This window comes from Mesorhizobium sp. ArgA1 (assembly GCF_053714375.1).
The window spans coordinates 1-24,661 of sequence record NZ_JBSKBQ010000027.1; the positions used below are offsets into that span (position 1 = coordinate 1).

A 24,661-nucleotide genomic window follows, 5' to 3' on the forward strand; every position below is an offset into this window, starting at 1 on the left:
ACGATTGAAGGCCGGATGGAACGAGGACTTTCTCGTCAGCCTCATCTCGTGAAAATTAACTCACCCGATTCCCCTGTCTCGCGCCCGCTTCCTCCTGCGCTGCTGAAGCGTCGTGGCGAGCGGGTCGCTCAACTGCCCAGAAGAGACGTATCGGTGGCTTGGCTGCGGGCCATCCATGGGTCGCGCTGGAAGGCGTCCGTACCGTGGCTTACCCCAACGAGTTTCCGCCAGATCATCGGCTCTCGGCAAATCTCCAAGAAGCGGCTCTCAAATGGAGAAGGGGGACTTGGGAGATGCAGCGGGTTCGAAACGCACGAGGGGTAAGTGTGGGCCGAACCGCCGCGCACAGCACTTCCGGCGTTGCAACCGGCAGAGCGCTGCATGGATATACATGCGGCAAGGTTGGGTCTTGGTGGTGCCCTTCTCCACCGCGGACGACTGCGGAAGGCCCAGCGGGCATGGTTGAGCACAGCAGCCGCGGCTGTATCTGGGGGCGTCAGCGGTGCAGGTTGCGAGGCAACTTACAGACAGGCCGCTTTTGCCGAATGGCTCGGTAGAGGAGGGGTGGCATGACCGGTTCGAGATTTGTGAGGCCAATCGTCGTTCAAATTGGTCGGCCTGGAGCAGAGCGGATCGTCATCGATGTCAATGACGTAGCCACCATCTTGCTGCGGGATTTCAGCCGCAAGACCGAGAAACGGAAAATAGCAACGGACGCCTGTCTGCAAGTGTTGCGGGGTGAGGCTCATCCAGCTGTCGCGCGGCGTGCTTTCGTCGCCGCAGCGCTCGAAGCGCGAATCCTGCGTTGCGACTGAGAGCTATCGGGGCTTGCTCACACAGCTTGCCTGCATTGCAGGTCGAATCTAAAGCCCGGTTCAGCCAATGCCGGCGGCGCGACAACCGCAGCGCAAGTTCCACGCCGCTGCCGATCATACCCATGACGGGGAAAGTTGGCCAAGCTGGGCATAACGACCTGGAGACCCGTCCTCGCCCGGACAGAATAGTCTGCGATGGTCGGCCGGCGTCGAGGCTGTAGCCTCTTCACACAATCGTTCGGCAAGTTGAGAGAAAACAATGAACGCTGAAACTTTCAGCAGCTCCATCTTCGTGAAGCGTGCCACATACATGGTGCAAGAGATTGCCGACTTAAAGGACGCAATCGAATTTCTCGAGCAATGGCCGGAAGATCGCAGAGACCCGATTCACGAGACCGCCCTTCGGGCGTGCTATGAGGCACACGTTCGGCGCAAACCTGTAAGCGCTGCGCGCAATGCCTTCCTCGGATTTTCCCAACGGGCAGGCATATTCCTAGACCCAATCTCCGCGATGAAGTGGATCGCTGCCTGCAAATCGGGCGGGGGAAAGGTGCGAGTCTAGGCTCATTCGGCCGCGCCAACCCTTCTCAACAGCCGGATGCCTGCAAGCGCTGTCTGGAGCACGGTGCATGCCTCGCGCCATTCCCTTCTGACCCAGCCGTGCAGGCGACTGGGGTGGTCGATGCTTGGTTTCTTGGCAAATATCGCAGCCGCGAAGTGAGATCACAAGTTGCGCGTAACTCAATACGACCCTTCTTCTTCGCTTGGTATGAACCTTGGCTGCCTCACATTATGAAGCGCTCAAGGGCGGGGGGAAAAAGGCGTCGGTTGAAGGCGTTTGCGAGCCGGCCCAGTCGGTCGCTCGATTGAAAGCTTCGTTTCGGGGGCAAACTCTGAGGCATTCAATTCGAGCAGATGCCCATCCACTTCCCTATCGGCGGCGGTAAGTCGATGATTTAGACGTAGGTAGTCCGTCCAGGTCGGCGTGCGAAAAGTCTCCGTCCAACGGCACGGTTCTTGAAGATCGCGCTGCAGGGGCCAGTGCTGAGCACCGACGCGGCTTTGCACCCGTCGCCGTTCACGCATCAGCCCCAGGAAGGCCTCGACATTTTTCTCCGGTATCAAGTAGTCGACCTTAACGACGATCGGGCCGCTTCTTGGCTTCAAATCGAGGGCAACTTCCGGCGCGTCGAATCCCCGGCGGTCCTGGTCTGCTTCTCTCCACTCGCGGATGGGCAACAGTAACCCGGTTGCAGCGGCCAGCAACAGAGCTCCAGCGGAGCTTTCAAGTGCCCAGCTCAGGGAATAATTCTGAGCAATTGTGCCCCAAAGCCAACTGCCGGCTGCGATGCCGCCCGACGAAAAGGCATAATAGATCGATAAGGTGCGATCTACGACCCACCGCGGGCTCGCCAATTGCATGCTGACGTCAAGTCAAGTCCAAGTGACAACCCAACCCGCGGCGAGTGCGACAGCTGCCACTGCAAGGGAAGGGGTCAGCGCAAGAGAGAGCGAACACGCCGCGCACGCGATGCAAGCGAGCGTAATCAGCCGCTCCTGAGACAGTATTCGCCGCAAGACGTTATTGCAGATACCGGCCGCGAAGGCGCCGGTGCCGAAGCTGGCCGTCAGGATACCATAGGCGATTGGCCGTGCGTTCAATTGATCGCGAGCAACCAGAGGGAGCAACGCTAGTATCGCGATTCCGCGTGCGATTGCTGCCTTGATCTCGGAAGACATCGCCGTAAAGCGCACCCCGTCATGGATGGCCGTCGACATTGACTCGCGCGGGAGAGGTGAGGAGGGGACCTTCCATGTGCACTGCTGTATGGTCCAAAGCAAGGCCATATAGCTCAGCGTCGCCGGGGCGAACGCGGTCAGAGGTCCAAAAGAGGCAACGACGAATCCGCCAAGCGCCGGCCCGATACTGGGAACAGCGTTATATCCCACCGATATTAGCGTAACGGCAGCCGGAACATCGCTCTTGCGCAGAACATCACCAACCGAGGCGTGCCAAGCGGGGTCGGTGAACGCCACGCCGCATCCCGCTAAAAAGCTTAATCCGAGGACAATCCAGGGGTCGACAAGTTCCAGCGCTACGAGGCAAGCCAGCATCGCTGATGCCAGCGCGATCACGCACCAGCCAGCGAACATGACTTTACGGCGGCTGAAATTGTCGGCGATGGCGCCGACAAAGACAGACAGAAAAAACGCGGGCGCGTCGTTGAGGCTTGTACCAGCGACACGTTCAGATCGGACTTTGAGATCGTTGCCATCAGCCAACTAATCGCAACAGTCTGCATCAGCCAGCTGGAAACCTGCGTCGACAGCCAAATCGACCTAAACGTCCGATTCCTGAGCGGCGCAAAGGTTGTTGGCGGAACCACATCCGCATCTGCGCACGCCGGCTTGCTCATCTTCTCCAACCCTTGGACCGTTTGCTGTCCTGGTGACTCGCGTTCCGGCACGCCATTGCCACACCCAGGAACCGGATGAGGTACATTTCCTCCCACACGGCGCAAGATGTATTCGCCCGAACCGCTCTCGTGGTCGAAACGAATGTTTCTTGTGGAGGAATGATGGCGCCGATTTCCCGGCCTTGTAGCGCCCGGCGTTGATGGTCTGGGTGATGCCGATTGTCAACGCGGGCAGTCAAAGAACCGGTAGACCGGTTTGGCCGCCGCCCAGTCGCCGCAGACCGCCGGGAATTGGCCTGCCCGCCGCAACTGACATTTGGTCCAGCAACCGTCGCAGCCGACGGGCCAGACGCTATCGGGCAGGGCTGTCGCAGGAAGCTCTTCCTCCAGCCAAGCGGCTGCTGACCTTCATGTCTCAGATCCGTGATTTGGTCACGGAAGCGGCAGATTGATACCAAGGCCCGGCCGACAATGTGGGCAGTTGCAACGTCACCCAGCGCATGATGCTGCACGGAAAGGAGTCGTGCCATCGGGCTGGGCTCGGCCCTGCCACAGATCAGATCGCGATAACGCCAGGGCCAAGTCTGCGCTACCTTGCGACTGCCTGCCGCAACAGGGCTCTTGGATCTTTAAACCTTATGTCTTGCCTTGCTGCCGTCATCGGTTATCACACGACAGTTTTGTTAACAAATCTGTCACTTTGATTAAATCCCTCCCATCATTGATCTGGATCAACCGAGTCTCTCGTCACGGCTGACATGGGTGCCGCGGACCCTTTCGGATTTCAAGGAGAGCATGATGAGAGACTGGAGAAGGCCGCGACGCGCAATCACACTGGGTATTGCGCTTATCTTGACTGCACTGCAGCAGGCCGCGGCTGCGGACCTAGAATCCGTGGGTGCGACCAATCAGGAACCGTACATTGTGATTGAACCTAGCCCTTGGCAAGTTCGGCTGCGTGCGCTGGGGGTGATCACGGACGACAAGGGAAACGTCAACGGAATTCCCGGCTCCGGCCTTTCCTATTCAGATACCGCAATTCCGGAATTGGACCTTTCCTACTACTTCACAGACAACCTCGCCGCCGAACTCGTACTCGGGACCACCTATGCTAACATCTACGGGGAGGGAACGATCAGCGGACTGGACAAGATCGGCAAGACTTGGGTGCTGCCGCCTACCCTCACGCTACAATACCATCTCACCGATTTCGGCGCGTTCAAGCCCTACGTCGGTGCAGGGGTAAACTACACGATCTTTTATAAACAGGATACCGGCAGCGCCGATGCCCTCCAGGTCAAGAACACATTCGGCAGCGCAGTGCAGGTCGGGTTCGACTACACGCTGGATCAGCATTGGGGCATCAATTTCGACGCCAAGAAGCTCTTCCTTGAGCCGAATTTTGACGCGGTGGTCGGCAGCAAGAACGTCACGGGCAAAGCTAAGCTCAATCCTTGGCTGATCGGCACAGGCGTCACCTACCGTTTCTGACAATTCAAATCCAGGGCGGCACCACCTCCAAATGGTGCCGCCAAGCTCGTCGTCGCCTGATGCGCACGGGTCACGGCGCCGGTGTCTGAGATGACCCGAGGGGGCCGCCTCGTGCGCGCCTACGCGCAGCGCGTAGACGTCTCTCACCCGCGATCGTCATCGCGATGCCCGCAACTTTCATCCGAGAAACGCTCAAAACGAACTCTCGGCACGGCCGCCCGATTGCGGAGTTCCCGGATGGCGGCATCAATGGAGGTGCAAAAGGATTTTATCAACCTTGATCATCGACGTATTCTCCTCCTGAGAATGTCTGCTGAATCGAATTCATGGCCAAGCGACCAACGATTGCCGATCTTGCCCGCGAAGCCGAAGTCAGCGTCGCAACCGTTGATCGGGTTCTGAACGCCCGCCATCCGGTCCGCAAGCAGACTGCGCTGCGGGTCTACGAGGCGGCCAATGCTATTGGCTATCACGCGGTCGGCCTTGTCGAGCGGCGCGAGCAGTCGGATCCGCCGCGCTATCAGCTTGGCTTTATCCTCGGAGAACCGGCGCAGTATTTTTACCAGGACTTCGCGCGCGAAGTCGAAGCGGCAGTCAATGCGGCACAGGCGTTCCACGGCACTTCGCTTATCGAATTCGCCCCGTCGAATGTGCCGGGCGATCTGATCGCACTCCTCCGGGAGCTTGGGAGCCGCTGCCACGCGGTCGCCATGGTGGCGCCGGACCATCCGGCGATCACGGCAGCCGTCGAAGAACTGAAAGCAAAAGGCATCCCAGTTTTTTCGCTGCTTTCCGATTTCGCCGCCGGCGTACGCGAGGGCTATCTCGGCCTAAACAACCGCAAGGTCGGGAGGACAGCAGCCTGGATGTTTTCCAAAGCCGCAAAACGGCCGGGCAAGGTAGCGGTCTTTGCGGTCAGTGAGCGTTACCAGGCCCACGAGCTTCAGGAAATCGGCTTTCGATCCTATTTTCGCGAGAGCGCGCCGACATTCGAGGTGTTTGACATTCCTATGAACGTCGCCACGCGACGGATCACATACGAGGCAACACTGGATGTGATCCAGCGGGAACCCGAACTCGTCGGCTTTTACGTGGCCGGCGGCCGCATGGAGGGTGCTGTTTCGGCGCTCAGGAAACAGAGCGAAGACCGGGATATGGTCGCCATCGTCAATGAGATCACGCCGGAGTCACGCGCCGCGCTGGCGGATGGCATTATAACGATGGCGGTCGCCACGCCACTGCGCCGGCTTTGTCACGAACTGATAACGCTGATGGCTCGGACCATCGAAACCGGCTGCGCGACCACGCCGGGAGAGACATTTCTGCCGTTCGACATCTATCTCCCGGAAAATATATGAAGATAATAAGATTAGATTCCATTCGGGCATTGCCGGTCGTGGTGTGGAAAGGACCCGTCACCCAGCCAAATCTTGAGGCCGAGTTCCGCGTAACTTTCTTTGCGCCCAACCATCAGGCCCGAACCGACTGTGGGCGAACGGCTCTGGGGGCCGGCCGAAGTTGATCCTCATGTCTGTGTCCGCCGCCAACAAAACATTTCCGAAGCCGGGGTAAGATTCGTCGGCGACGTCTCTGTCCGCACGATCCTTCCCGCGGGTGGGGCGACTCCTAGCCGGTGCATCTGGTTTCAAGCATGCGATCGGTCTTGCGAGAACCTTCCAGCACAGCCCATTTTTATGCAGCCGCAGCCCCGACAATTGAGAATCCAGAGGCGGACGGATCGCCTCCCAAACGAAGCATAATTCAAGCGTTCCAGCCTGATCACCATATCGTCGCGGCCAAAACGCTCGGCGGCAAGCTCCAGCCGTCGGCACCCAGGGGCTACCCTCTCAACGAATCGACATCGCTGCCGTTTACCATTGGCACCACGGTCGCCAGTAGCAGCCGGAACGTTCTGGTCGAGGAAGACGGCGGCTCGCTGCTTTGCCAGCTATGTGAGTTACACTCCCACTCGGATAACGGCTATCGCCCCTGTTGCCCGGTTTGGTCGTTTCAGCAGCAGGAAGAGGGGGCCTTTGATCGCGGTTCTGCGTACGCTGGCGCTTAGCGACTGCGATCTACCCAGCTTTCCCCTGGTGCAATTCTCTTGTATTTCAAAAACCGCTACGCATTTTGGGGCGACATTAGTGCAGCCGGCGAACGATCCGGTCAATAACAGTAATGGAGGATAGCTTGGACGAGCAGGATCCGAAGGAAGAACTGATCGAGACTATGTTTCGCAATGGCACTATCACCGTCGTCGGCATCCTACTTGCGTTTTCTTTGGGCTTCGTCACGCACTGGGCGGCGAACCCGGTGCCGTGGCGGCTGTATGATCTTTTGGCCGTCGTACCGATCCTGGGCGGCATCGCGCTGCAGATGCGGGCGCTATCCATACTGCTCGACATGGGCTCGCTACGCCGGAAGGTTTTCGACCGCGCTAACCGCATCTTCATGTTCGGCCTCATCCTCACCGCATGCGGGGTCGGACTGGCAATCCTGCTCGATGTGTTCGAAATGTCTGTAACAAGCACACTGCCGGGACGCTAAAAGGTTAAGCCTTTGATAGCGCCAGATCGGATCCCTACGCCGTCCAAAGTATTTGTTAATGCGATTCTGGCGGGAACCTGGTATTCTTCGGCTGGTTCGAATGGCGGCAGTCTCCCGTGCTGCCGGTCAGGTCCCCCAAGACCTGGCCGGGCTCGGTTCCCTGCGTCGTAACATTAGCCTGGGTCACCCCTTTAATCCCTTGGGACGCTCGCCGCTAACGTGAAATGGGGCGGCGGGTTATAGGGCGATATTGAGGACCTGCTTTGTCAGTTGCCCGAACTCGCGCAGCATCGTGGCCACGATCGCCAGGAGCGGCTCGACCAGCGTCATGACGACCGTATCTGTGCCAATCAGCTCGCGCACGCGACCGCCGAAGGCAGTTCGCGACGGCATGCCAAGCTTGATGCCGGCCTCCCGCAGAATCGACCTGACCACGTTCTCGATCGTCCGCATTTCATTGAGGACCGTCCGCCGGCGGCGCCGGGCAAAGACCGACAAGATCGACGGCGAGGCGCTGGTCCAGGCGTTGCTGGCCTACAAGCGAGGCGTGCCGCGGGTGTGTGCGATGCTCCGAGTGCCTGCGCCCGAAGAAGAGGACCGTCGCCGCACCACGCGTGAGCGCAAGGCCTTGACCAACGAAGCGATTGCTTATGGATCCCCTTACCCAGCTGTGCTCCGAGCCACCGAGCCTTGGGTCGCGCCTCTGTCCATCATGAGATCGGCCGCTACCGCCTGCCTGTCCTTCCATTCCGCGACTCGCGCGAAGCACCTCAACAGTCCGTCTCGCGTCAACGACGCCGACCGTCTATGCGCCACGCACGGAAGCGCAGTGCCGATCAGCGGTGGCCGTCGATCTACCATGCGAGCGTCCTTCGTGCGCGAGCGGCCTATGTTGCGAACTCGACAAACCGGCCAGGCGCGGAATTCATGTTCCACTCAACCGCTTTACGCCTGCCGCATTTTCGACCCCGGATGGTGCTGCTGATCAAACGGCGATCACCAACGCTCGGATTGACTTGAGTGTCAAAAATGCTTTCAAGCACCAATACCGCTCATCGCCGAGCCAGAAAAAAGTCAGGACTGGTCCCCGACGTATTCCGGGTTGTGACCTAACCCTCGCCTGGTTCAGCAATCCATTGCAGGCGCTCCGTGTTGCATTCAATGATTCCGTCGCCGCGTTTGATAGCGCCGGCCCCCTCTAACGCTAATATCGCACGATTTACTTTCGGTCGGCTTGCGCCCAAAATCCCTGCTATATCCGACTGAGTCAGGGACAGTTTGAGGTCCGCCCTTGCCGGCAATTCAGTGCCGTGGATCTGCCTCAGGGTAACGAGGAGAAAACGGGCCGCCCGGGAATTCAGGTGATAGAGAGCGATGTTTTCCAACTGCTCGGTGATACACCGCAGTCGCCAGCAAAGATAACGAATCGTGGCTCTGGCTGCCCCCGGCGAAAGTTTGATAAGATCCATAAAAGGCCTCTTAGCGATGACGAAACCTTCGGAGGCGACCTGCGCGGTAGCATCGGCTGATCGAGGCTGATCGTCCAACATAGCCATCTCGCCGAACAGTTCCCCGGCTTCGAGTTGACGCAGGACGAGTTCACGCCCTTGTGGAGTGATCAGTGATACCTTGATCCGTCCAGAGATTACCGCGACCATGTAATTGCCCTCATCGCCTCGCTGGAAAATGACCGTGTCTGGTAGCCATCGGCGAAATCTTGAGATACCCGCTAACCCTGCGATGGTCTTGTCATCAAAATCCCGAAAAATGGGAAAGGAACGCCAGAAGCCAGTGCTTTCATCGAACTCGGCCATATAGTTTCCTCCTGGATAGATCAGTCCTACCGATCCGGACGCGGTTGGGGTGATCACGTCTATTGAGCGTCTCTGGCGTTGGGCGCCAAAAAGCGCCACTCGCGCCTGGGTCCGGCATCATCGATATTGCGAGGCCCCGCTTCGATGCGCCGCCTCTGGTTCAGCCGCTTTAAGGCCGATCTGACCCGTGGGCTGCGAACTCGAGTTAGGATTAGACCGGCTCTGCGGACCGGCGGGTTGCGCTGACAGCGCAGATCTGCAGGTCTCGTGCCGCCTGCCGCTGCCGGCCCCTTTGGGGGAGGGGGAGGATGCGATGTGTCATTGGCATGAACCTGCAAAGTGTTTACGGGGAGCTCGTCTTCAGACAGGCTGGCCAACTGCGTCATGCCGGGCGCATTGATATGAGCCGCAGGAGCCTGCCAGGCTTCGGCATCGGCTTGCGGCAAATGGAAGTGGTAATCACGGCAACATGGAACTGCTGGCAGGTTTTCGGGTGGCCTTCTTTAGCTTCGGTTGAATTCGCCAACCCGGGTCAAGGCACGGCGCTGTTCGTAGCCCATTTCCTAACTTATTAAAAATAGATTGTTTCAATGCATCCTATCCATGCGGTGGATACGTGAACAATCCCGGGCCGCCATGCTCCTCCTCACCTTCAGCTCTGCTGCAGGAAAAGTAGTGGCCGGCTTTGTGCTGTCGTCAGCTATCCGATAGCTCCGCTGGGATACTGAACACGTAGCCGATGCCGCGTTTGGTTTTTATCAACTGTGGAGCACTCGCGTCTCTTTCGAGCTTCCGACGCAACCGCAAGATCTGAACATCGATGCTGCGGTCTGAAATCTCGCCGTGGATGCGAGTGGCCCGTTGCAGGTACTCTCGCGATAACGGCCGTTCTGCCGCCTCGAGGAAAGCAAACAGCAGCGCATACTCGCCTTGGGTTAGGGGTACCAATGCGCCAGACGGATCACGCAACTGTCGCGTTTTCAAGCGTAGCTCCCACCCGCCGAAAAGCCATCTCCCTGTTTGCGACCTTCTATGAGCTTCCACAGGGTCGGCAAAACGGCACTTGGCCAGAGAGTTAAGGCGCACCAAAAGCTCACGCAGCTTACTCAGACACTCGTCGGCGCCGAATTCAAGCCCAACCAGTTTTCCGTTCTCACCCCGACGGTTTTCAATGACGATAACGGAGACGTCCCCGAGGTTGCCGAGATCTTGCAAGAGTCCAGGGTCATCCTGGCCAAAGCCCAAACTGGCAATCACGACGTCGGACCTCAGTCCCTGGGAGATCTTCCACGCGTTCGCATGCGCGCCCGACGCTGTGGTCGACGAATTGCTGCGCAGCGCATAGTCTTCAATGCTCAGAATGAGGGCGAGAACATTGTCGGCTACAAGGACTCTCCCGATTTTACGGGCCTCGCTCATATATCGCCTCCATCCGCAACCCACCTTGTCTGTTTTTCAACAAAACACCGCTGCTTGGTTTGGCACCCTTGAATGCTGCAGCAGGCTCGGATTGCACGGCCAGGGAATTGCTGCTGTAACCGAAGGAACTCCACCCCGGTCACGGCAGCTCGCCGCGGCGCATTGGGCCGCGGACGAGAAGCCGCGAGCGCCGACCGCGCTTGGACCGGACGAAACGGAGGGCGCTCACATTGAAAACGTCCTTCAAACAGTTCCTTTCTCTCGTTGCTGACGAAAACGAAAACCGCTATCGCTTACGTGCGCCAGGCCCACTACGTGCTGCTCAAGGCGGTCAATGACGGCGAGGCAATCAGGCGCGAGAACAGGCGCTCTTGGTTGTAGAGGGCCCCTGGCTTCCCCACGTCAGCAACTATGATGCTAGCAGCTCACATTGCCTTCCACGGTCCGCCACGCCAGCAGGGCGGGTTGCTGAAAGACAAAGGTGAGAGGATTGAGCAATTCGAAGCACAGGGCCCCGCCTAGCAAGCGCAGCAGGGTGGATTTGCTGCATCCGACGGGCCGATAACGCACAAGATCTCGCCATGTGGGACGCTAGTCGAGACGTCGCTCCGAACCTTAGCAGCAGTTCCATCTTCTCTCTCGCCCGTCCGGTCGGCGTGCATTCGTGAACCTGGACGGATTAGATCGTCTCGACGTAGGAAGCGTCGAAGAGCATCTCTGGCGTGATCGTCTTGCTCACCATCTTCTTCGCCTTGAGCCACTCAAGCTGATCTGTCGCCGAATCGAGTGCAAGCGCACAGCCCTTCTTCATTCGCATGGCGTTGCTGAGGAAAATTTCCTTCGCCGCGGGGGACGGACGCTCGCTACACACGTATTTGTGGATGATGTGGGCCACCTCGTCCACTTCCTCCAGTGTAGCGGTCTTGTCGACGATGGCGGCGTTGTAGTCGTCGACTGCCGTCGAATGGGCGCGGATAAACGCTGCGGTCTGCTCCCGCTCATTGGTGGCATTCTTGGTTGAGGTGAACACCGTGGTCACCTGGTAATTGGGCGCATAGTCGGACACCAGGCCAATCTGGACGGCATTGCCCCCGGCGAGCAACTTATCGGCGATGCTGCCCTGGATGGCCCAAGCGTCAATCTGGCCGGTCTCGAGCGCACTGATGATTGCGCCGACCTTCTGGAGCCGGCGCAACGAAATTTCCGACATCGGAATGCCGTTCGCCTCTGCGATTTTGTGGCACATGTAGTGAAAGGAAGATCCTGCTTTGGTGACGCCAAACGTCGTGCCGCTCAGTGCCATCGGCGTGACAAGGCCGGCCCGGTAGGCTTTTTCTGATGCCAGAATCACGGCGCCGACGAGACCCTTCTCCTCAGACAGAGCGCCGCCGATCACCTTGATTGCGTCCGTCTGGGCGAGGCTCACGAGTCCGACGCTCATGGCCGCGACGGAATAATCGACGTCGCCCGAGGCAATCGCCATGGCCATCGGCTGAGCGGCTTCGAAGAACTCTAGCTCGACGTCCAGCCCTTCGTCCTTATAGTAGCCTCGTTCGCAGGCGATGTAACTGGGCGCATGGCTGGCGAGACGCATTACGCCAAGCTTCACCTTCGTCCCAGCAAAGGCCGGCCGGCCAAGGAAGGTCAGGGCCCCTGCCGTGCCGAGACCGACAATGGCCTCGCGGCGGTTTATCGCAAGCTTTGTCATGTTCCACTTCCTTTCAAGGGCGCGATTTTATGGGTGGCTACTGGGCTGGCGTATCAAGCCGCCGCTCATCCTCGGCAGAGACAGCAAGACCGGAGGACGTGCACCAAGGTGTTGCGCCGCCTCGCTCAACGGCCGCTTGGTTCATCTGGTGCTGTGCTGTGTGCGGTGTGATGTTCCGGCCGGACAATTGGTTCCAAACGTTATCCATCGCCGTTGGATGCAGGCACGCAGATCGCCGCAGCTTGCGGCGAATTTCTCGATTGCTCACGTTACAGGGTCAACCTTACGATCGGCTGACCAGCAGTGATGGTGATTGTCCATGGACGCAGACCGGCGGGACTTTGTAAAGCAGTCCCTCCGCTGAAGTCACGTCGACCTTGCAGCTCATGAGAGACGTTCGGCAACTTCTCCATTCAATGCCGTTGGCGGCGCCGCCTTCTGGTAGAATTGTTTAGACGTCAGCGAGCGGCTGGGGATTACCTTATCCATTCGGTCCGGCCGGCAAGAGACAACCGACCACCCCATCGAAACTCCATCGTCCGTCGGTTACCACTTTTCCACGCTGTGGTCTCGACCTGGCTCGCATAGATCGGGGCGGGCAAGCTCGATATCCGCGTGATGTGGCAATTGGCGCTGAACTGGCGCGGGTATCAATTTTCGCGCCGCATCGAATGCAATGGGTCAGGGCAAGGACCGGTAGAAGTCTGGGCCTTCCATCGTCACCATCATATTTAGCCGGGAAGCGATCCCTGCCTTGCCGTGAATTGATTTCCGTACTGATCCAGGAGCCCTTTGCGCTGTGAATCCGATTGACGGCATTGCGGCGGTTCCTCTTCGTATGCCCGCAGGCCATGCCGACGGCGTCCTCGAATGTATTGGGTCTGACCGAAGACCGGCTTCGCCTCCATCGTCTTCCCGCAACGTCCGCCGCTGGCTTTTTTCCGCCGCCGGCCAAGGAGGCCGGCTTTGTACGTCAAGACCGTGGATTTCCTCCCCGCCGAGCGCGACGACGAAAAGGGTCCGGACTACCGCATCTTCGCCGGCGCCACCGAATTCGGTGCGGCATGGAAGAAGGTGTCCCGCGAGGGCCGAGACTACCACTCGGTCAAACTCGACGATCCGAGTTTCCCAGCTCCGATCTCCGCCAGCCTGGTCGAGACTGAAACCCAGGGCGAGTACTCGGCTCATCTGGTCCCGCCGCACCGCCGAGTGAGATCAGCTCAAATGAAAGAAGCCCCGGCGCGTCACGCCGGGGCTTCATCATGCTCAGTCCGCCACCGCCTGGACAATAGGCATTGGCGGTAGCAGGCTAGGCCTTGGCGGCAACTTTGCGCGTTTTCTTGACCGGCGACTTTGCTGCCGCTGCCGTTACAGTCCCTGCGGCCGCGCGCGGCGTCCGTTTCGAATTCTCCACCTTGGCTGCTTCTGGTGCCGCCGGCTTGCGGCCGAGCCCGGCTGCCTTGGCCAGCGCAGAGCGGGCGGCGGCGTAGGTCGGCGCCACCATCGGATAATCGGCAGGAAGGTTCCACTTCTGCCGGTATTCTGCGGGGGTCATACTATAATGTGTGCTGAGATGCCGCCTCAGCGATTTGAACTTGTTTCCGTCTTCCAGGCAGATGATGTAGTCGGGGGTCACCGACTTCTTGATCGAAACGGCTGGCTCCAGTTTCACCACAGGCTCGGCTGCAGGTGTGCCGACATTTTGCAAAGCAAAATGGATATCGCCGATCAGCTTCGGCAATTCCGTGACAGGCACTGGATTGTTCGACACATAAGCGGAGACGATGTCGGCAGCAATCGACATGAGATCGGTGTTGCCCTGCTGTTCATCGGATACGGTCATGGAGTTTCCTTCTTGATCATCAGTCACGTCAGCATGCTATTTGTGCAGTTTGTACAATAGATCAAGCGAATAATGGATTGTTCGCACAGGCGTGCATGTTTGGTCGGCAAACCGACGATGCCGACGTCAAGGATTTCGCCGAACGCTGCGCGAATGATCGACACCATTTTCGCTTCATCATCTCGCCCCAAGACGCGGTCGACATGTCCGATCTCAAGACCTTCACTCGCGACCTGATGGCGCAGGCCGTAAAGGACCTTGGCACCAACCTAGATTGGCTGGCCGCCGATCATTGGAACACCGACAATCCCCACATTCACATCATCCTGCGCGGCAGAGTTGAGGACGGTCAGGATCTCGTCATCTCGCGCGACTACATCAAAAACGGGATGCGCGGTCGTGCGCAGGACATGATCACTCAGGAACTTGGCCCAAGGAACGATCGTGAAATTCGTCATGCACTCCATCAACAAATTGAGGCTGAACATTGGACGGTACGCGACCGCCAGCTTGTTCGTGAAATGGAAAGGCTTGGCGCTGTCGACGTCGCGCCCATCGCGGGCCGAAAGCCTGATGAGTATCTCGCGGTGAACGTCGGCCGCTTGCGGAAGTTGGAAAGGCTCGGCCTCGCCGCCCCGATCGGTGCCGGCCAGTGGACAATGGTCGCCGAGGCCGAAGCCACCCTGCGAGCGCTTGGCGAGCGAGGCGACATCATCAAGCGTATGCATCGCACCCTGGCCGAGCATGGGCTCGGTAGATACGCTACCGACCAAGTCGTCCTGGGCGAGGCGAGCGAGGTGCCGATCATTGGCAGGCACATGGAACGAGGCCTCCATGACGAATTGCGCGCATCTGCTTACGCCATTGTCGACGGAATCGATGGCCGCACTCATTACCTGTGCTTTCAAAATCTCGATGCCGCTGGAGATTCCGCACCAGCTTCCATCGTCGAGCTTCGGCGCTGTGAAGATGAAAAAGGCCGCAGCCGCGTCGCGCTTGCTGTCCGTTCTGATCTCCCGATCGAGGACCAGGTCCATGCTGACGGCGCGACTTGGCTCGACCGACAACTGGTCGCGCATGGGCCAAATAACCTGGGTGAGGGCGGATTTGCACAGCAGGTTAAACAGGCGCTGGAGAACCGCACTCAGCACCTTGTCGAGCAAGGTTTAGCGCGGCGTGAGGCCGACCGTGTCATCGTTGCGCGCAACCTAATTGCAGCGCTTCGCGTTCGCGAGATTGATGCACTCGGTGAGCAACTGTCCGCCGGGACAGGTCTGCCCTTCACGAAGGCTACCGAGGGCGGCCAAATAGCCGGTATCTACCGGCAGCGCTTCTCTCTTGCCTCAGGCCGGTTCGCGATGATCGACGATGGGCTCGGCTTCAAGCTCGTGCCTTGGTCACCCGCACTCGACAAGCACCTCGGCGGTCACCTCGCTGGCGTCATGCGGCCCGAGGGTGGTGTGGATTGGACTCTCGGTAGAAAACGAGGGTTGGGGCTTTGAGGGGGGCAGCTAAGCCGCTGGCGAACGCGCTCTGCTGCACGAGCGGTAAAGCGCCAACCATCGACGCGTTCTCCGAAGGGGTGGGTTGCTGCCTTGAGACAAGAACAGCGATGGCTGACGATTTGATGAACTGGCATGCGCTCGTTGAGAAAAGTGCGCACAAAGGAACATCGCGCCAATTCGCTGCACACCCGCGCATGGGGCATCGTTCAGCCGGCTTATCCCGGAGAGCAAGACTCTCACGGCGGCAACTTCACCAGGCGAGGGGAACCCTGTCTTTGGCTAGCCAACGACGTGTGCGTTCGAGTTGGGAGAAGAATTCTGTCCCTCCGTTCGTGAAGAACGTCTTGCAATCAGGTTGGGCTAGTCCGCGACACAGTGGTGTTCGGTCGAGCGCTTTTCATTTTGAAAAACGGTTCCTGTGCAGTTGGCACCACGACAGCGTCTAACTCCTCGCACCACACGCGCGGCCGGTCCGTTTGTTTGTCCCATCGACATCACGTGAAGAAGGAAAGTAATCAACATGTCAAAATATGCATCAGACAGGTCATGCGCGGGCAAACGCAGCGTTGGCTTAGTCCCCAATAGTCTGCGATCTCGATATTTCGCAGAGACGCCAGCCTGGTTCGAGCAGCTCACAAAGCCGGCCTCCACTCTCCGCGCCTTGCTCTTGACAGCCGCCCTGATGCTCGTCGACCCTGCGCTTGCCGCCGACGGCGCCAAGGTGACGGATTTCTTGCTCGACAACGGCATGGAAGTGGTCGTCATTCCGGAGCATCGCGTGCCCGTCGTCACCCATATGGTCTGGTACAAGACCGGCAGCGCCGACGAGCCGCCCGGCAAATCCGGCATCGCCCATTTCTTCGAGCATCTGATGTTCAAGGCCACGACCAACCATGCGACAGGCGAGTTAGGCAACGCCGTCTCCGACATAGGCGGCTCCAACAACGCCTTCACCTCCTACGACTTCACCGCCTTCTACGAGACGGTGGCGCCGTCGGCGCTCGAGCTGATGATGAGCTTCGAGGCCGACCGCATGCGCAATCTCATTCTCACCGATGATGTCATCAAGACCGAGCGCGATGTGATCCTGGAGGAGCGCCGCTCGCGCATCGACAACAGCCCGCAGGCCGTGCTCGACGAAGAGGTCTCTGCAACGCTGTGGCAGAACCAGCCCTATCGCATTCCGATCATCGGCTGGATGCAGGAGATGCAGCAGCTGAACCGCACCGACGCCGTCGCCTTCTATAACAAATACTACCGGCCCAACAACGCGGTGCTGATCGTGGCCGGCGACGTCAAACCGGAAACGGTGAAGGCGCTGGCCGAGAAGACCTACGGCAAGGTGGCCCGCGGGCAGGATCTGCCGCCGCGGGTGCGCCCGGTCGAGCCGGAGCAGAACACCGAGCGCACCGTGACGCTCTCCGACGCCCGCGTCAGCGTGCCGAGTTTTTCGACCCAATGGGTCGTGCCCTCCTATCACACCGCCAAGCCCGGCGAGGCCGAAGCCCTCGACCTGCTGGCCGAGATCCTCGGCGGCGGCAACCGCAGCCGGCTTTACCAAGCGCTTGTCGTGAAGCAGGGCATCGCTTCCAGCGCCGGCGCGGACTTCCAGGGCACCATGCTCGATGACACCAACTTCACCGTCCATGCTGTGCCGCGCGGTGACGCCAAGCTGGCCGACGTTGAAGCCGCGGTCGATGCGGAGGTGGCGCGCATCGCCAGCGACGGCGTAACCCCCGATGAGCTCGAAAAAGCCAAGGACCGCTATGTCAGGTCCCTGATCCTTGCCCGCGATAACCCGGATGGGATGGCCCAAATCTATGGCTCGATCTTGGCCACCGGCGACAACGTCGAGGACGTGCAGCAATTGCCGGACCGCATCCGCAAGGTCACGGCCGAGGAGGTCAAGGCCGTTGCCGGGCGCTATCTGGTGCTCGCCCGGTCGACGACCGGCTATCTGATGCCGCAACCCAAGACGGAGAATTGATGTGTTGACAAGTGACCACTTCCGAGCTTTCTCATCTCCCGCAAAGGCAGGGGGGAGCGGCTTACACGCTTTCGCGACGCTCTTCCTCTCCATCGTCTTCCTGGTCCTGCCGGCGCTTGCCGCCCGCGCCATGGAAATCCAGTCCGTCACCTCATCCAAGGGTGTCACCGCCTGGCTGGTGGAGGACTATTCCGTGCCGGTTGTCGCCATACGCTTCACCTTCGGCGGCGGCTCGACGCAAGATCCGCCGGGCAAGGAAGGGCTGGCCAATCTGATGACCCGCCTATTTCCTGAGGGCGCCGGCCCTCTCGATTCGGAAGCCTTCCAGATCAAGCTCGACGATGCCGGCGTCGAACTGAGCTTCGAGGAGACCCGCGACAGCATCCACGGCTCTATGCGCGTGCTGGCCGAACAGCGCGACGAGGCATTCGACCTGTTGCGGCTGGCGGTCAACGAGCCGCGTTTCGACCTGGAACCGGTCGATCGCGTCCGCGCCCAGATCCTGTCCGGCATCATCGCCAACGAGAATGATCCCCACACGGTGGCGCAGAACCGATGGGCGCGCGCCGTCTATGGGGATCATCCTTATTCGCGCTCCGACCAGGGCACCAGGCAGAGCATCGCCGCCATCACGCAGGATGATCTGAAGGCCCTCCACAAGGCAGTCTTCGCGCGGGGCGGGCTGCATGTCGCGGTCGTCGGAGCTATCGACCCGGAAACGCTGAAGAAGAAGCTGGATCTGGTGTTCGGCGGCCTGCCACAGAACCAGGCGGTTGCCTCCGTCGTCGATATTGAACCCAAGCTGGCGCAGCATATCGAGGTGGACTACGACCTGCCGCAGACCTCGTTGAAACTCACCTGGCCCGGCGTGAAGCGCGAGGCTGCCGATTTCTTCCCAGCGGTGCTGCTGAATGAGGTTCTCGGCGGTCCCTTCACCTCGCGCCTGTGGCAGGAAGTGCGCGAAAAGCGCGGGCTGGCCTACAGCGTCAACTCCTCGCTGATCAACCAGGACCATGCCGACGCCCTGATCGTAACCACCGCCACACGCTCGGACCGCGCGACAGAGACGCTTGGTATCGTGCGGAACGTGGTCAAGCGGCTGGCCGAGGACGGCCCGACCGAGGCCGAACTGGAGGCGGCCAAGAAACATTTGGTCGGCGCCTATGCCATCAGCAATCTGGATTCATCGAGTTCTATAGCTGTGACCTTGGACCGGCTGCAGCTCGATGGTCTCGGCATCGACTACATGGAGCGCCGCAGCGGCCTGATCAACGCGGTGACGCTCGATCAAGTCAAGGCGGCGGCAAAGAAGCTGTTGTCGACCGAGCCGACCGTGCTCGTGGTCGGTCCCCCGCTGGCTGCGGCCAGAAAGAGGTGAGCCCGACCTTATCGCCTTCCGCGGTGGCGGGGGGCGGTCTGGCGCGCATCTATTTCATCGCGCGAAGCGGACCGGCTGGGCGGGCAGGCGCCCAGCCTTGCCGTTCTTGACAAACTGCTCCCGCCCGCAAGCAACCGTGCAGTCGTTTCTTCGATAGCCATGCGATGACTGTCCTTTCCACCCTCATGGCCTCACGCAGAAGCCGGGGTACCCAGCGCAGGGTTGCGGCGTCACCGATACGCCGAAGCAGCCGGGTACCGCCGAGCCCAATCGGTCGTCGACACCCGCGGGCGGGCCTGGCCAAAAGCAAACGTGTGCCGCGGCTTTCTCTTGACCACCGGCAGGTCTTTGGCCCTTGGCTTGCGCTCCTGCAGCCGGGTGGTAGGCGCTCTTTAAACCGAAAACCGATGCGGTCGAACGCAAGCTGACTCAGCGTGTTGAGTATCCACCTAGAGCCGGGTTGTCGGCGTATGTCGTTCCGGCCAGGCAGGAGAAGATTGCCGCGCTGCCCCGAAGCCCAAGCAAGCTAAGGTACAACAAAGGCCGCGTAATGACATCGGGCCTCTAACTTTCGCAGGATGCAGAGCCGGTCGGATCCGCAGACACTCCCGGACCTACCGTTATGCGATTCTGATGAGCTCGCACGGGTACCTCAAACGCATCTGCAATTCTACCAAGAACGCTGACACTGGCCGAAACCTGAGCACGCTCGATCGAGCCGACATAACGCATGCTCAGCCCAGAACGGGCTGCCAGTTCCTCCTGCGTCAGATCCTGATCATGGCGCAAACGACGCAAATTGATGGCCAAGATCTCCTTGAGATCCATGGCCGACTAGAAATCAGAAGAGGAACTGACGTTCTAGGAATGATCGTTCCTATTCTCTATAGTAGGAACCCGACTGAAGAGTGCTTGTTGAAGGGGACAGCTCTCCTGTGCTCAAACCGCTACTCGATTCCGATGTTGCCGACGTCGCTCCAGATGCCCCCATCCTGACCGGCTACGACGAGGAGCGACTGCTCACTTATATCCGCCTTCTCGATGTGGCGGCCGAGAACGCCGACTGACGCGACGTGGCGAGAATCGTTCTGCATATCGATCCCACGAAGGAGCCGGAACGGGCATTCCGAGCATGGGAAACACATCTCGCGCGAGGCTGATGGATGACCACGAACGGTTATCGCTATCTGCTGGCTGGCGGAGCACCGCACTGAACCCGACCGGCCCGGATGGCGTCTGCTGATTCGCGATTTGCTGACTTTCTGACTGCCGAAGGGCACCAGGCTCTCTCGCGATGGTTACGAGACATATATCACTTCGTCTGGTGAGCATGACAGCCTGCTCCACGCCTGCGCCATTGTGCTGCCGCTGATGAAGGAGAATTCAAACCGAGCCTCCCGATCCCGGCGGGTCCTGAAATGGCTGTCGGCTCGGCGCCCCGCCATGGTTCACTGCCTCAGCAAATCAAGCTATGGCACCTTCTCAATCTCGGTCTATGATGGCCCTGGCGGGCCGCTTACCGCCTGCACAACGCGCCTTCCTCCGCAATTGGACGCGCTTCGATGATGGAGAGCGAAACCCCGGATGCGAAGCACTTCGTCGTGCATGGCGCCTTGCTGAGGTCTACGCCGCGTCCCGTCGATTCATCATTTGGGAAATCTGCTTTTTCCAGGGGGTGCATACGAAAAACCCGCGCCTACGAGAGAAGGCGCGGGCATGTTGCCTGGGCTTGTGGTGCTGCGGCGCTGCGGCATCGCTCATTTGTGCATAACTTCGCACAACGGCCAATCAAATTTGTCCGGGCAGCCGCACTTGTTGCCCAGAGGCAAGCAGCGTGAATTGATGATAACGCGGTAAAGATCAAGGGCTTATCGACAAAAGGCTGCGTCTGGCACGCCTGATGCGAACTAAGATTCAGCAGCCGCGAGCTGCTGAATCTTAGTCCCGGGAGGTCGGGTCTCCCGATCGGGGCGCAACGGAGGATATCATGCAGACGACGATCGCTGCCGCCAAGCCGCGCGGCAAGATTCCCTTCTATCGGCATCTCTATGTGCAGGTCCTGGTGGCGATCGCCGCCGGCGTGCTTCTGGGCCATTTCTATCCGGAGACAGGTGCCGCGATGAAGCCGTTCGGCGACGCCTTCATCAAACTGGTGAAGATGATCATCGCGCCGGTGATCTTCCTGACGGTGGCGACCGGCATTGCCGGCGTATCTGACCTGCAGAAAGTCGGCCGTGTCGCCGGTAAAGCGATGGTCTATTTCCTAGTGTTCTCGACGCTGGCGCTGGTTATCGGCCTCATCGTCTCGAACGTTGTCCAGCCCGGCGCCGGCATGCACATCAATCCGGCCTCACTCGACGCATCGAAAGTGGTGACCTTTACCGAAAAGGCGCATGACACCACCATCGTCGGCTTCCTGATGAACATCATCCCCGACACGATCACCGGCGCCTTCGTCCAGGGCGATGTATTGCAGGTGCTGTTCTTTTCGGTGCTGTTCGGCATTGCGTTGGGGCTGGTCGGCGACCGCGGCCGTGCGGTCGTCGATTTTCTGCAGGCGCTGACCGCACCGATTTTCCGCCTTGTCGCCATATTGATGAAGGCAGCCCCGATCGGCGCTTTCGGCGCCATGGCCTTCACCATCGGCAAATACGGAATCGGCTCGATGGCCAATCTCGCCATGCTGGTCGGCACGTTCTACGCGACCTCGCTGCTGTTCGTCCTGGGGGTGCTCGGAGCGGTCGCTCGCTACAACGGCTTCTCGATCCTGGCGCTGATTCGCTACATCAAGGAAGAGTTGCTGCTGGTTCTCGGCACCTCCTCGTCAGAGGCGGCGCTGCCCGGCCTCATGGTCAAGATGGAGCGCGCCGGCTGCAAGCGGTCGGTGGTCGGCCTAGTCATCCCGACCGGCTATTCCTTCAACCTCGACGGCACCAACATCTACATGACGCTGGCCGCATTGTTCATCGCACAAGCGACGGACACGCCTCTCACTCTCGGCGACCAGGTCCTTTTGCTTCTCGTCGCCATGCTCAGCTCCAAAGGTGCCGCGGGCATCACTGGCGCTGGCTTCATCACTTTGGCCGCCACGCTGTCCGTGGTGCCCGCCGTCCCGGTTGCCGGCATGGCGCTGATCCTGGGCGTCGACCGCTTCATGTCGGAGTGCCGGGCGCTGACCAACCTCGTCGGCAATGCGGTCGCGACGATTGTCGTGGCGCGGTGGGAAAAGGAGCTCGATCAGGCGAAGCTCGCCGCCGCCATGGCCGGTGAATTGCCAGTTGAGGCAGACCTGTCGCTGCCGCAAGTCGAGGATGTCTCCAGCTCGCCCAACGATCACCCACGGTTCTGGGGCAACGAGATGTATGAAAACAAACCTCATTGAGACGATTCAGCACGGGCCGGTTTTGCTGCCGGGCGGGCTTGTCGACCACTCGCGCCATCGAAAACCGATGCGTCATCTCCCGGCAATTCTTTGCGCCTTATGGCCCAAGGACCTGTGACGTCGAGGAATGGCGCTCAGTTTGCCAATCACTATAAAATCTCGGATCGGGCAGCGCCGGGAGCTAAGCACAATCGCTTCGATGCAGCTCGGATGGCTTGTGGGATCATCCGGCAGAGTTCTCATTAAGCCTCTTGAGCACAAATCGCTTGCTTTCGAGCACGCTCTCTTCGAGCGACTTGGCACCGGCCCAATGCGCGGCGATGGCGCTGGCCAGCATGCACCCGGTCCCGCGCATCCACCCGGCAAGACGCGGTGTATCGAAGCGAATGGGTTCTTGATCCGAACTCAACAGAATATCTATCGATCGTGGTCCCGTTGCGTGGCCGCCCTTCAACAACAGCGCTTTCGGCCCGGCCGCAAGCAATCTTTTTCCCTGCCGCAGAGCCTCATCATCGTCCGCTGCCAGTTCCGATCCCGTCAGGATCGCCAGTTCGATGAGATTTGGCGTGACGAGATGGCAAAGCGGCATGAGTTCCCGCTTCATGACGCCAAAGCGCGCGCTTGCAGCAGCGGCCTGCCGGACGAGGAGGCCCGCACCGGATCGAGCACTGCCGGTATCCGCGGATTTTCGCGCAGCACGGTGACGACCGCAGCGATGATCTTCGCGGTCGCGAGCATGCCGATGTTGATGGCCGCCACCTCGTTGGCCTGCAACGCCGCCCGCGTTTGATCAGCCACCAGGCCAGGCTGCATAGGACGGATATCCCCGACGGCGTCGTGTGTCTGCACCGTTACCGCGGTGATGGCAAGGCAGGTGCGCACGCCGATGGCAGAGATCGTCTCGATGTCGCGCGCAATCCCGGCACCTCCGCTGGAATCCGATCCGCCAACGACAAGCACATGCGGGTCTTGCTTCAGCGCCATTGCTCCGTCTTTTTGATCCAATCCTTGGTGCGCGCCTCGGGATCCGGGTTCAGCGTTATGTCCGTCACCACCGCCGCGCTGACGGCGCCGGCCTCGAAAACGCCATCGAGCCGCTCGGGATTGAGGCCGCCGATGGCGATCAGCGGAATAGGCGCGACCCAGCCCTTCCACGCCCGGATCCTCTCGAGCCCCCTGCAGCGCCCATTTCATCTTCTTAGGATGGTCGGATAGACGGGACCCAGCGCGACATAGTCGGGCCCGGCTGCCATGGCCGTCTCCCGTTCGGCATGATCATGGGTGCTCAGTCCGAGAGCCTGATGCCGGCCGCCTGTATCTCGAGGAGGTTGGCGGTCTGGAGACCCTCCTGGCCGAGATGTACGAAGTCGCAGCCCTCTTCGATCGCCAGCCGCCAATGATCGTTGACGATGAGCTGGCAATGTGTCGGGCGCATAAGGCTTTCGCTTTGCGGATTTCCGCGCGCAGCCCGTCCTCGTCCATATGCTTGATGCGGAGTTGCACCAACCTGACGCCGAGCGGCACCAGCCGCTCGATCCAGGCGACGCTGTTGACGACCAGGTAGAAGGGATCGAGCTTCATGAAAAAACCGCCCTGCCCAATGTCGGCGTCGACGGCATGGCGGCGGCGCGCGGCTCGATCAGTCCCGAACCATAGGCTTCGCGGCCGGCATCGACCGCCTTGCTGAAAGCGCGCGCCATGCTCACCGGATCGGCCGCCTTGGCGACCGCCGTGTTGAGGAACACGGCGTCAAAGCCGAGTTCCATGACGGTTGCCGCGTGCGACGGCCGTCCGAGCCCCGCATCGACGATCAACGGCACGTCGGGGAAATACCCGCGCATCGAGCGCAGCGCCATGATGTTGATCGGCCCGAGCGCCGAACCGATCGGCGCGCACCACGGCATCAGCACCTAGCAGCCCGCCTCAAGCAGCCGCTCGGCGACGACAAGGTCGTCGGTGGTGTAGGGGAACACGATGAAACCGTCCTCGCAAAGGATGCGCGTGGCCTCGACCAGGCCGAAGACGTCGGGCTGCAGCGTGTCGTGGTTGCCGATGACTTCGAGCTTGATCCAGGGCGTGCCGAAGACCTCGCGCGCCATCCTCGCGGTCGTCACGGCTTCCTTCACTGAATGGCAGCCTGCGGTGTTGGGCAGGACCCTCACGCCGAGCGAGCGGATCAGTGACCAGAATTTCGAGCCGGCCTTGCCGCCGGCCATTTCACGGCGCAGCGGGACGGTCACCACCGAGGTCCCCGACGCCTTGACCGCATCGGCAAGGATCGCCGGTGAAGGATATTGGACGGTGCCGAGAAGCAGGCGTGAGACAAGCGTCGTTCCAAAAAGGTCGAGCATGGTG

The 24,661-nt window shown here is 60.1% G+C and carries 14 protein-coding genes and 10 pseudogenes; 13 read left to right on the forward strand and 11 right to left on the reverse strand.

Annotated features, from left to right (window positions below):
• Window positions 1-569 precede the first annotated feature (569 nt).
• Complete coding sequence (locus ACWGTI_RS29690) at window positions 570-815, forward strand: DUF982 domain-containing protein (RefSeq protein WP_454590342.1); 246 nt, start codon at window positions 570-572, stop codon at window positions 813-815.
• A gap of 259 nt (window positions 816-1,074) precedes the next feature.
• Window positions 1,075-1,377 (forward strand): DUF982 domain-containing protein, encoded by a 303-nt coding sequence (locus ACWGTI_RS29695; protein ID WP_454590343.1) that lies wholly within the window; start codon window positions 1,075-1,077, stop codon window positions 1,375-1,377.
• A 239-nt stretch (window positions 1,378-1,616) separates the two neighbouring features.
• Here the strand turns inward: ACWGTI_RS29695 and ACWGTI_RS29700 are convergent.
• Window positions 1,617-3,232 (reverse strand): annotated as a pseudogene (locus tag ACWGTI_RS29700) (MFS transporter).
• Window positions 3,233-4,030: 798 nt separating this feature from the next.
• Here ACWGTI_RS29700 and ACWGTI_RS29705 point away from each other — a divergent pair.
• From ACWGTI_RS29705 to ACWGTI_RS29715, 3 genes are all read left to right on the forward strand, one after another.
• Window positions 4,031-4,723: an OmpW/AlkL family protein gene (locus ACWGTI_RS29705; RefSeq protein ID WP_454578393.1), complete on the forward strand. Its 693-nt coding sequence runs from the start codon at window positions 4,031-4,033 to the stop codon at window positions 4,721-4,723.
• A gap of 326 nt (window positions 4,724-5,049) precedes the next feature.
• Entirely contained in the window at window positions 5,050-6,081 is a 1,032-nt protein-coding gene (locus ACWGTI_RS29710; RefSeq protein WP_454578394.1) for a LacI family DNA-binding transcriptional regulator, read from the forward strand.
• A gap of 832 nt (window positions 6,082-6,913) precedes the next feature.
• Window positions 6,914-7,270: a hypothetical protein gene (locus tag ACWGTI_RS29715; protein ID WP_454578395.1), complete on the forward strand. Its 357-nt coding sequence runs from the start codon at window positions 6,914-6,916 to the stop codon at window positions 7,268-7,270.
• Window positions 7,271-7,516: 246 nt separating this feature from the next.
• On the opposite strand, the pseudogene ACWGTI_RS29720 reads toward ACWGTI_RS29715, so the two are convergent.
• Window positions 7,517-7,744: pseudogene (locus ACWGTI_RS29720) on the reverse strand (IS110 family transposase); the annotation flags it as partial.
• Here ACWGTI_RS29720 and ACWGTI_RS29725 point away from each other — a divergent pair.
• Window positions 7,725-7,922, forward strand: a pseudogene (locus ACWGTI_RS29725) (IS110 family transposase); the annotation flags it as partial. The pseudogenes ACWGTI_RS29720 and ACWGTI_RS29725 overlap by 20 nt on opposite strands.
• A 457-nt stretch (window positions 7,923-8,379) precedes the next feature.
• On the opposite strand, the gene ACWGTI_RS29730 reads toward ACWGTI_RS29725, so the two are convergent.
• Entirely contained in the window at window positions 8,380-9,084 is a 705-nt protein-coding gene (locus ACWGTI_RS29730; RefSeq protein WP_454578396.1) for a Crp/Fnr family transcriptional regulator, read from the reverse strand.
• A 326-nt stretch (window positions 9,085-9,410) separates the two neighbouring features.
• Here ACWGTI_RS29730 and ACWGTI_RS29735 point away from each other — a divergent pair, with 326 nt between their 5' ends.
• On the forward strand, window positions 9,411-9,659 hold the full coding sequence (locus ACWGTI_RS29735) for a hypothetical protein (protein WP_454578397.1): 249 nt from the start codon (window positions 9,411-9,413) through the stop codon (window positions 9,657-9,659).
• A 121-nt stretch (window positions 9,660-9,780) separates the two neighbouring features.
• Here ACWGTI_RS29735 and ACWGTI_RS29740 read toward each other — a convergent pair whose 3' ends face one another.
• A complete protein-coding gene (locus tag ACWGTI_RS29740; protein WP_454590344.1) occupies window positions 9,781-10,503 on the reverse strand; it encodes a winged helix-turn-helix domain-containing protein in 723 nt (240 codons plus the stop codon).
• Window positions 10,504-11,182: 679 nt separating this feature from the next.
• Entirely contained in the window at window positions 11,183-12,211 is a 1,029-nt protein-coding gene (locus tag ACWGTI_RS29745) for an ABC transporter substrate-binding protein (protein WP_454578399.1), read from the reverse strand.
• Between the two features lie 966 nt (window positions 12,212-13,177).
• Here ACWGTI_RS29745 and ACWGTI_RS29750 point away from each other — a divergent pair.
• Window positions 13,178-13,424: pseudogene (locus ACWGTI_RS29750) on the forward strand (DUF736 domain-containing protein); the annotation flags it as partial.
• Between the two features lie 96 nt (window positions 13,425-13,520).
• On the opposite strand, the gene ACWGTI_RS29755 reads toward ACWGTI_RS29750, so the two are convergent.
• Complete coding sequence (locus ACWGTI_RS29755; protein ID WP_454578400.1) at window positions 13,521-14,054, reverse strand: MucR family transcriptional regulator; 534 nt, start codon at window positions 14,052-14,054, stop codon at window positions 13,521-13,523.
• Window positions 14,055-14,149: 95 nt separating this feature from the next.
• Here ACWGTI_RS29755 and ACWGTI_RS29760 point away from each other — a divergent pair, with 95 nt between their 5' ends.
• The 3 genes from ACWGTI_RS29760 to ACWGTI_RS29770 all read left to right on the forward strand — a co-directional run bounded on the left by ACWGTI_RS29760 (window position 14,150) and on the right by ACWGTI_RS29770 (window position 18,924).
• On the forward strand, window positions 14,150-15,556 hold the full coding sequence (locus tag ACWGTI_RS29760) for a relaxase/mobilization nuclease domain-containing protein (protein WP_454590346.1): 1,407 nt from the start codon (window positions 14,150-14,152) through the stop codon (window positions 15,554-15,556).
• A gap of 685 nt (window positions 15,557-16,241) precedes the next feature.
• Complete coding sequence (locus tag ACWGTI_RS29765) at window positions 16,242-17,546, forward strand: M16 family metallopeptidase (RefSeq protein WP_454578401.1); 1,305 nt, start codon at window positions 16,242-16,244, stop codon at window positions 17,544-17,546.
• 4 nt (window positions 17,547-17,550) lie between these two features.
• Window positions 17,551-18,924 (forward strand): M16 family metallopeptidase, encoded by a 1,374-nt coding sequence (locus ACWGTI_RS29770; RefSeq protein ID WP_454578405.1) that lies wholly within the window; start codon window positions 17,551-17,553, stop codon window positions 18,922-18,924.
• Window positions 18,925-19,544: 620 nt separating this feature from the next.
• On the opposite strand, the pseudogene ACWGTI_RS29775 reads toward ACWGTI_RS29770, so the two are convergent.
• Window positions 19,545-19,752, reverse strand: a pseudogene (locus ACWGTI_RS29775) (helix-turn-helix domain-containing protein).
• Window positions 19,753-19,859: 107 nt separating this feature from the next.
• Here ACWGTI_RS29775 and ACWGTI_RS29780 point away from each other — a divergent pair.
• Both ACWGTI_RS29780 and ACWGTI_RS29785 read left to right on the forward strand, forming a co-directional pair.
• Window positions 19,860-20,084, forward strand: a pseudogene (locus ACWGTI_RS29780) (DUF2285 domain-containing protein).
• Window positions 20,085-20,911: 827 nt separating this feature from the next.
• Window positions 20,912-22,234 (forward strand): annotated as a pseudogene (locus ACWGTI_RS29785) (dicarboxylate/amino acid:cation symporter); the annotation flags it as partial.
• 295 nt (window positions 22,235-22,529) lie between these two features.
• Here ACWGTI_RS29785 and ACWGTI_RS29790 read toward each other — a convergent pair.
• The 4 genes and pseudogenes from ACWGTI_RS29790 to ACWGTI_RS29805 form a co-directional block, all read right to left on the reverse strand.
• Window positions 22,530-23,290, reverse strand: a pseudogene (locus ACWGTI_RS29790) (hydroxymethylpyrimidine/phosphomethylpyrimidine kinase).
• Window positions 23,281-23,559, reverse strand: a pseudogene (locus ACWGTI_RS29795) (thiamine phosphate synthase). The pseudogenes ACWGTI_RS29790 and ACWGTI_RS29795 overlap by 10 nt, the downstream one beginning before the upstream one ends.
• A gap of 32 nt (window positions 23,560-23,591) precedes the next feature.
• Entirely contained in the window at window positions 23,592-23,741 is a 150-nt protein-coding gene (locus ACWGTI_RS29800; protein WP_454578402.1) for a thiamine phosphate synthase, read from the reverse strand.
• Between the two features lie 142 nt (window positions 23,742-23,883).
• Window positions 23,884-24,657 (reverse strand): annotated as a pseudogene (locus tag ACWGTI_RS29805) (thiazole synthase).
• Window positions 24,658-24,661: the final 4 nt, after the last annotated feature.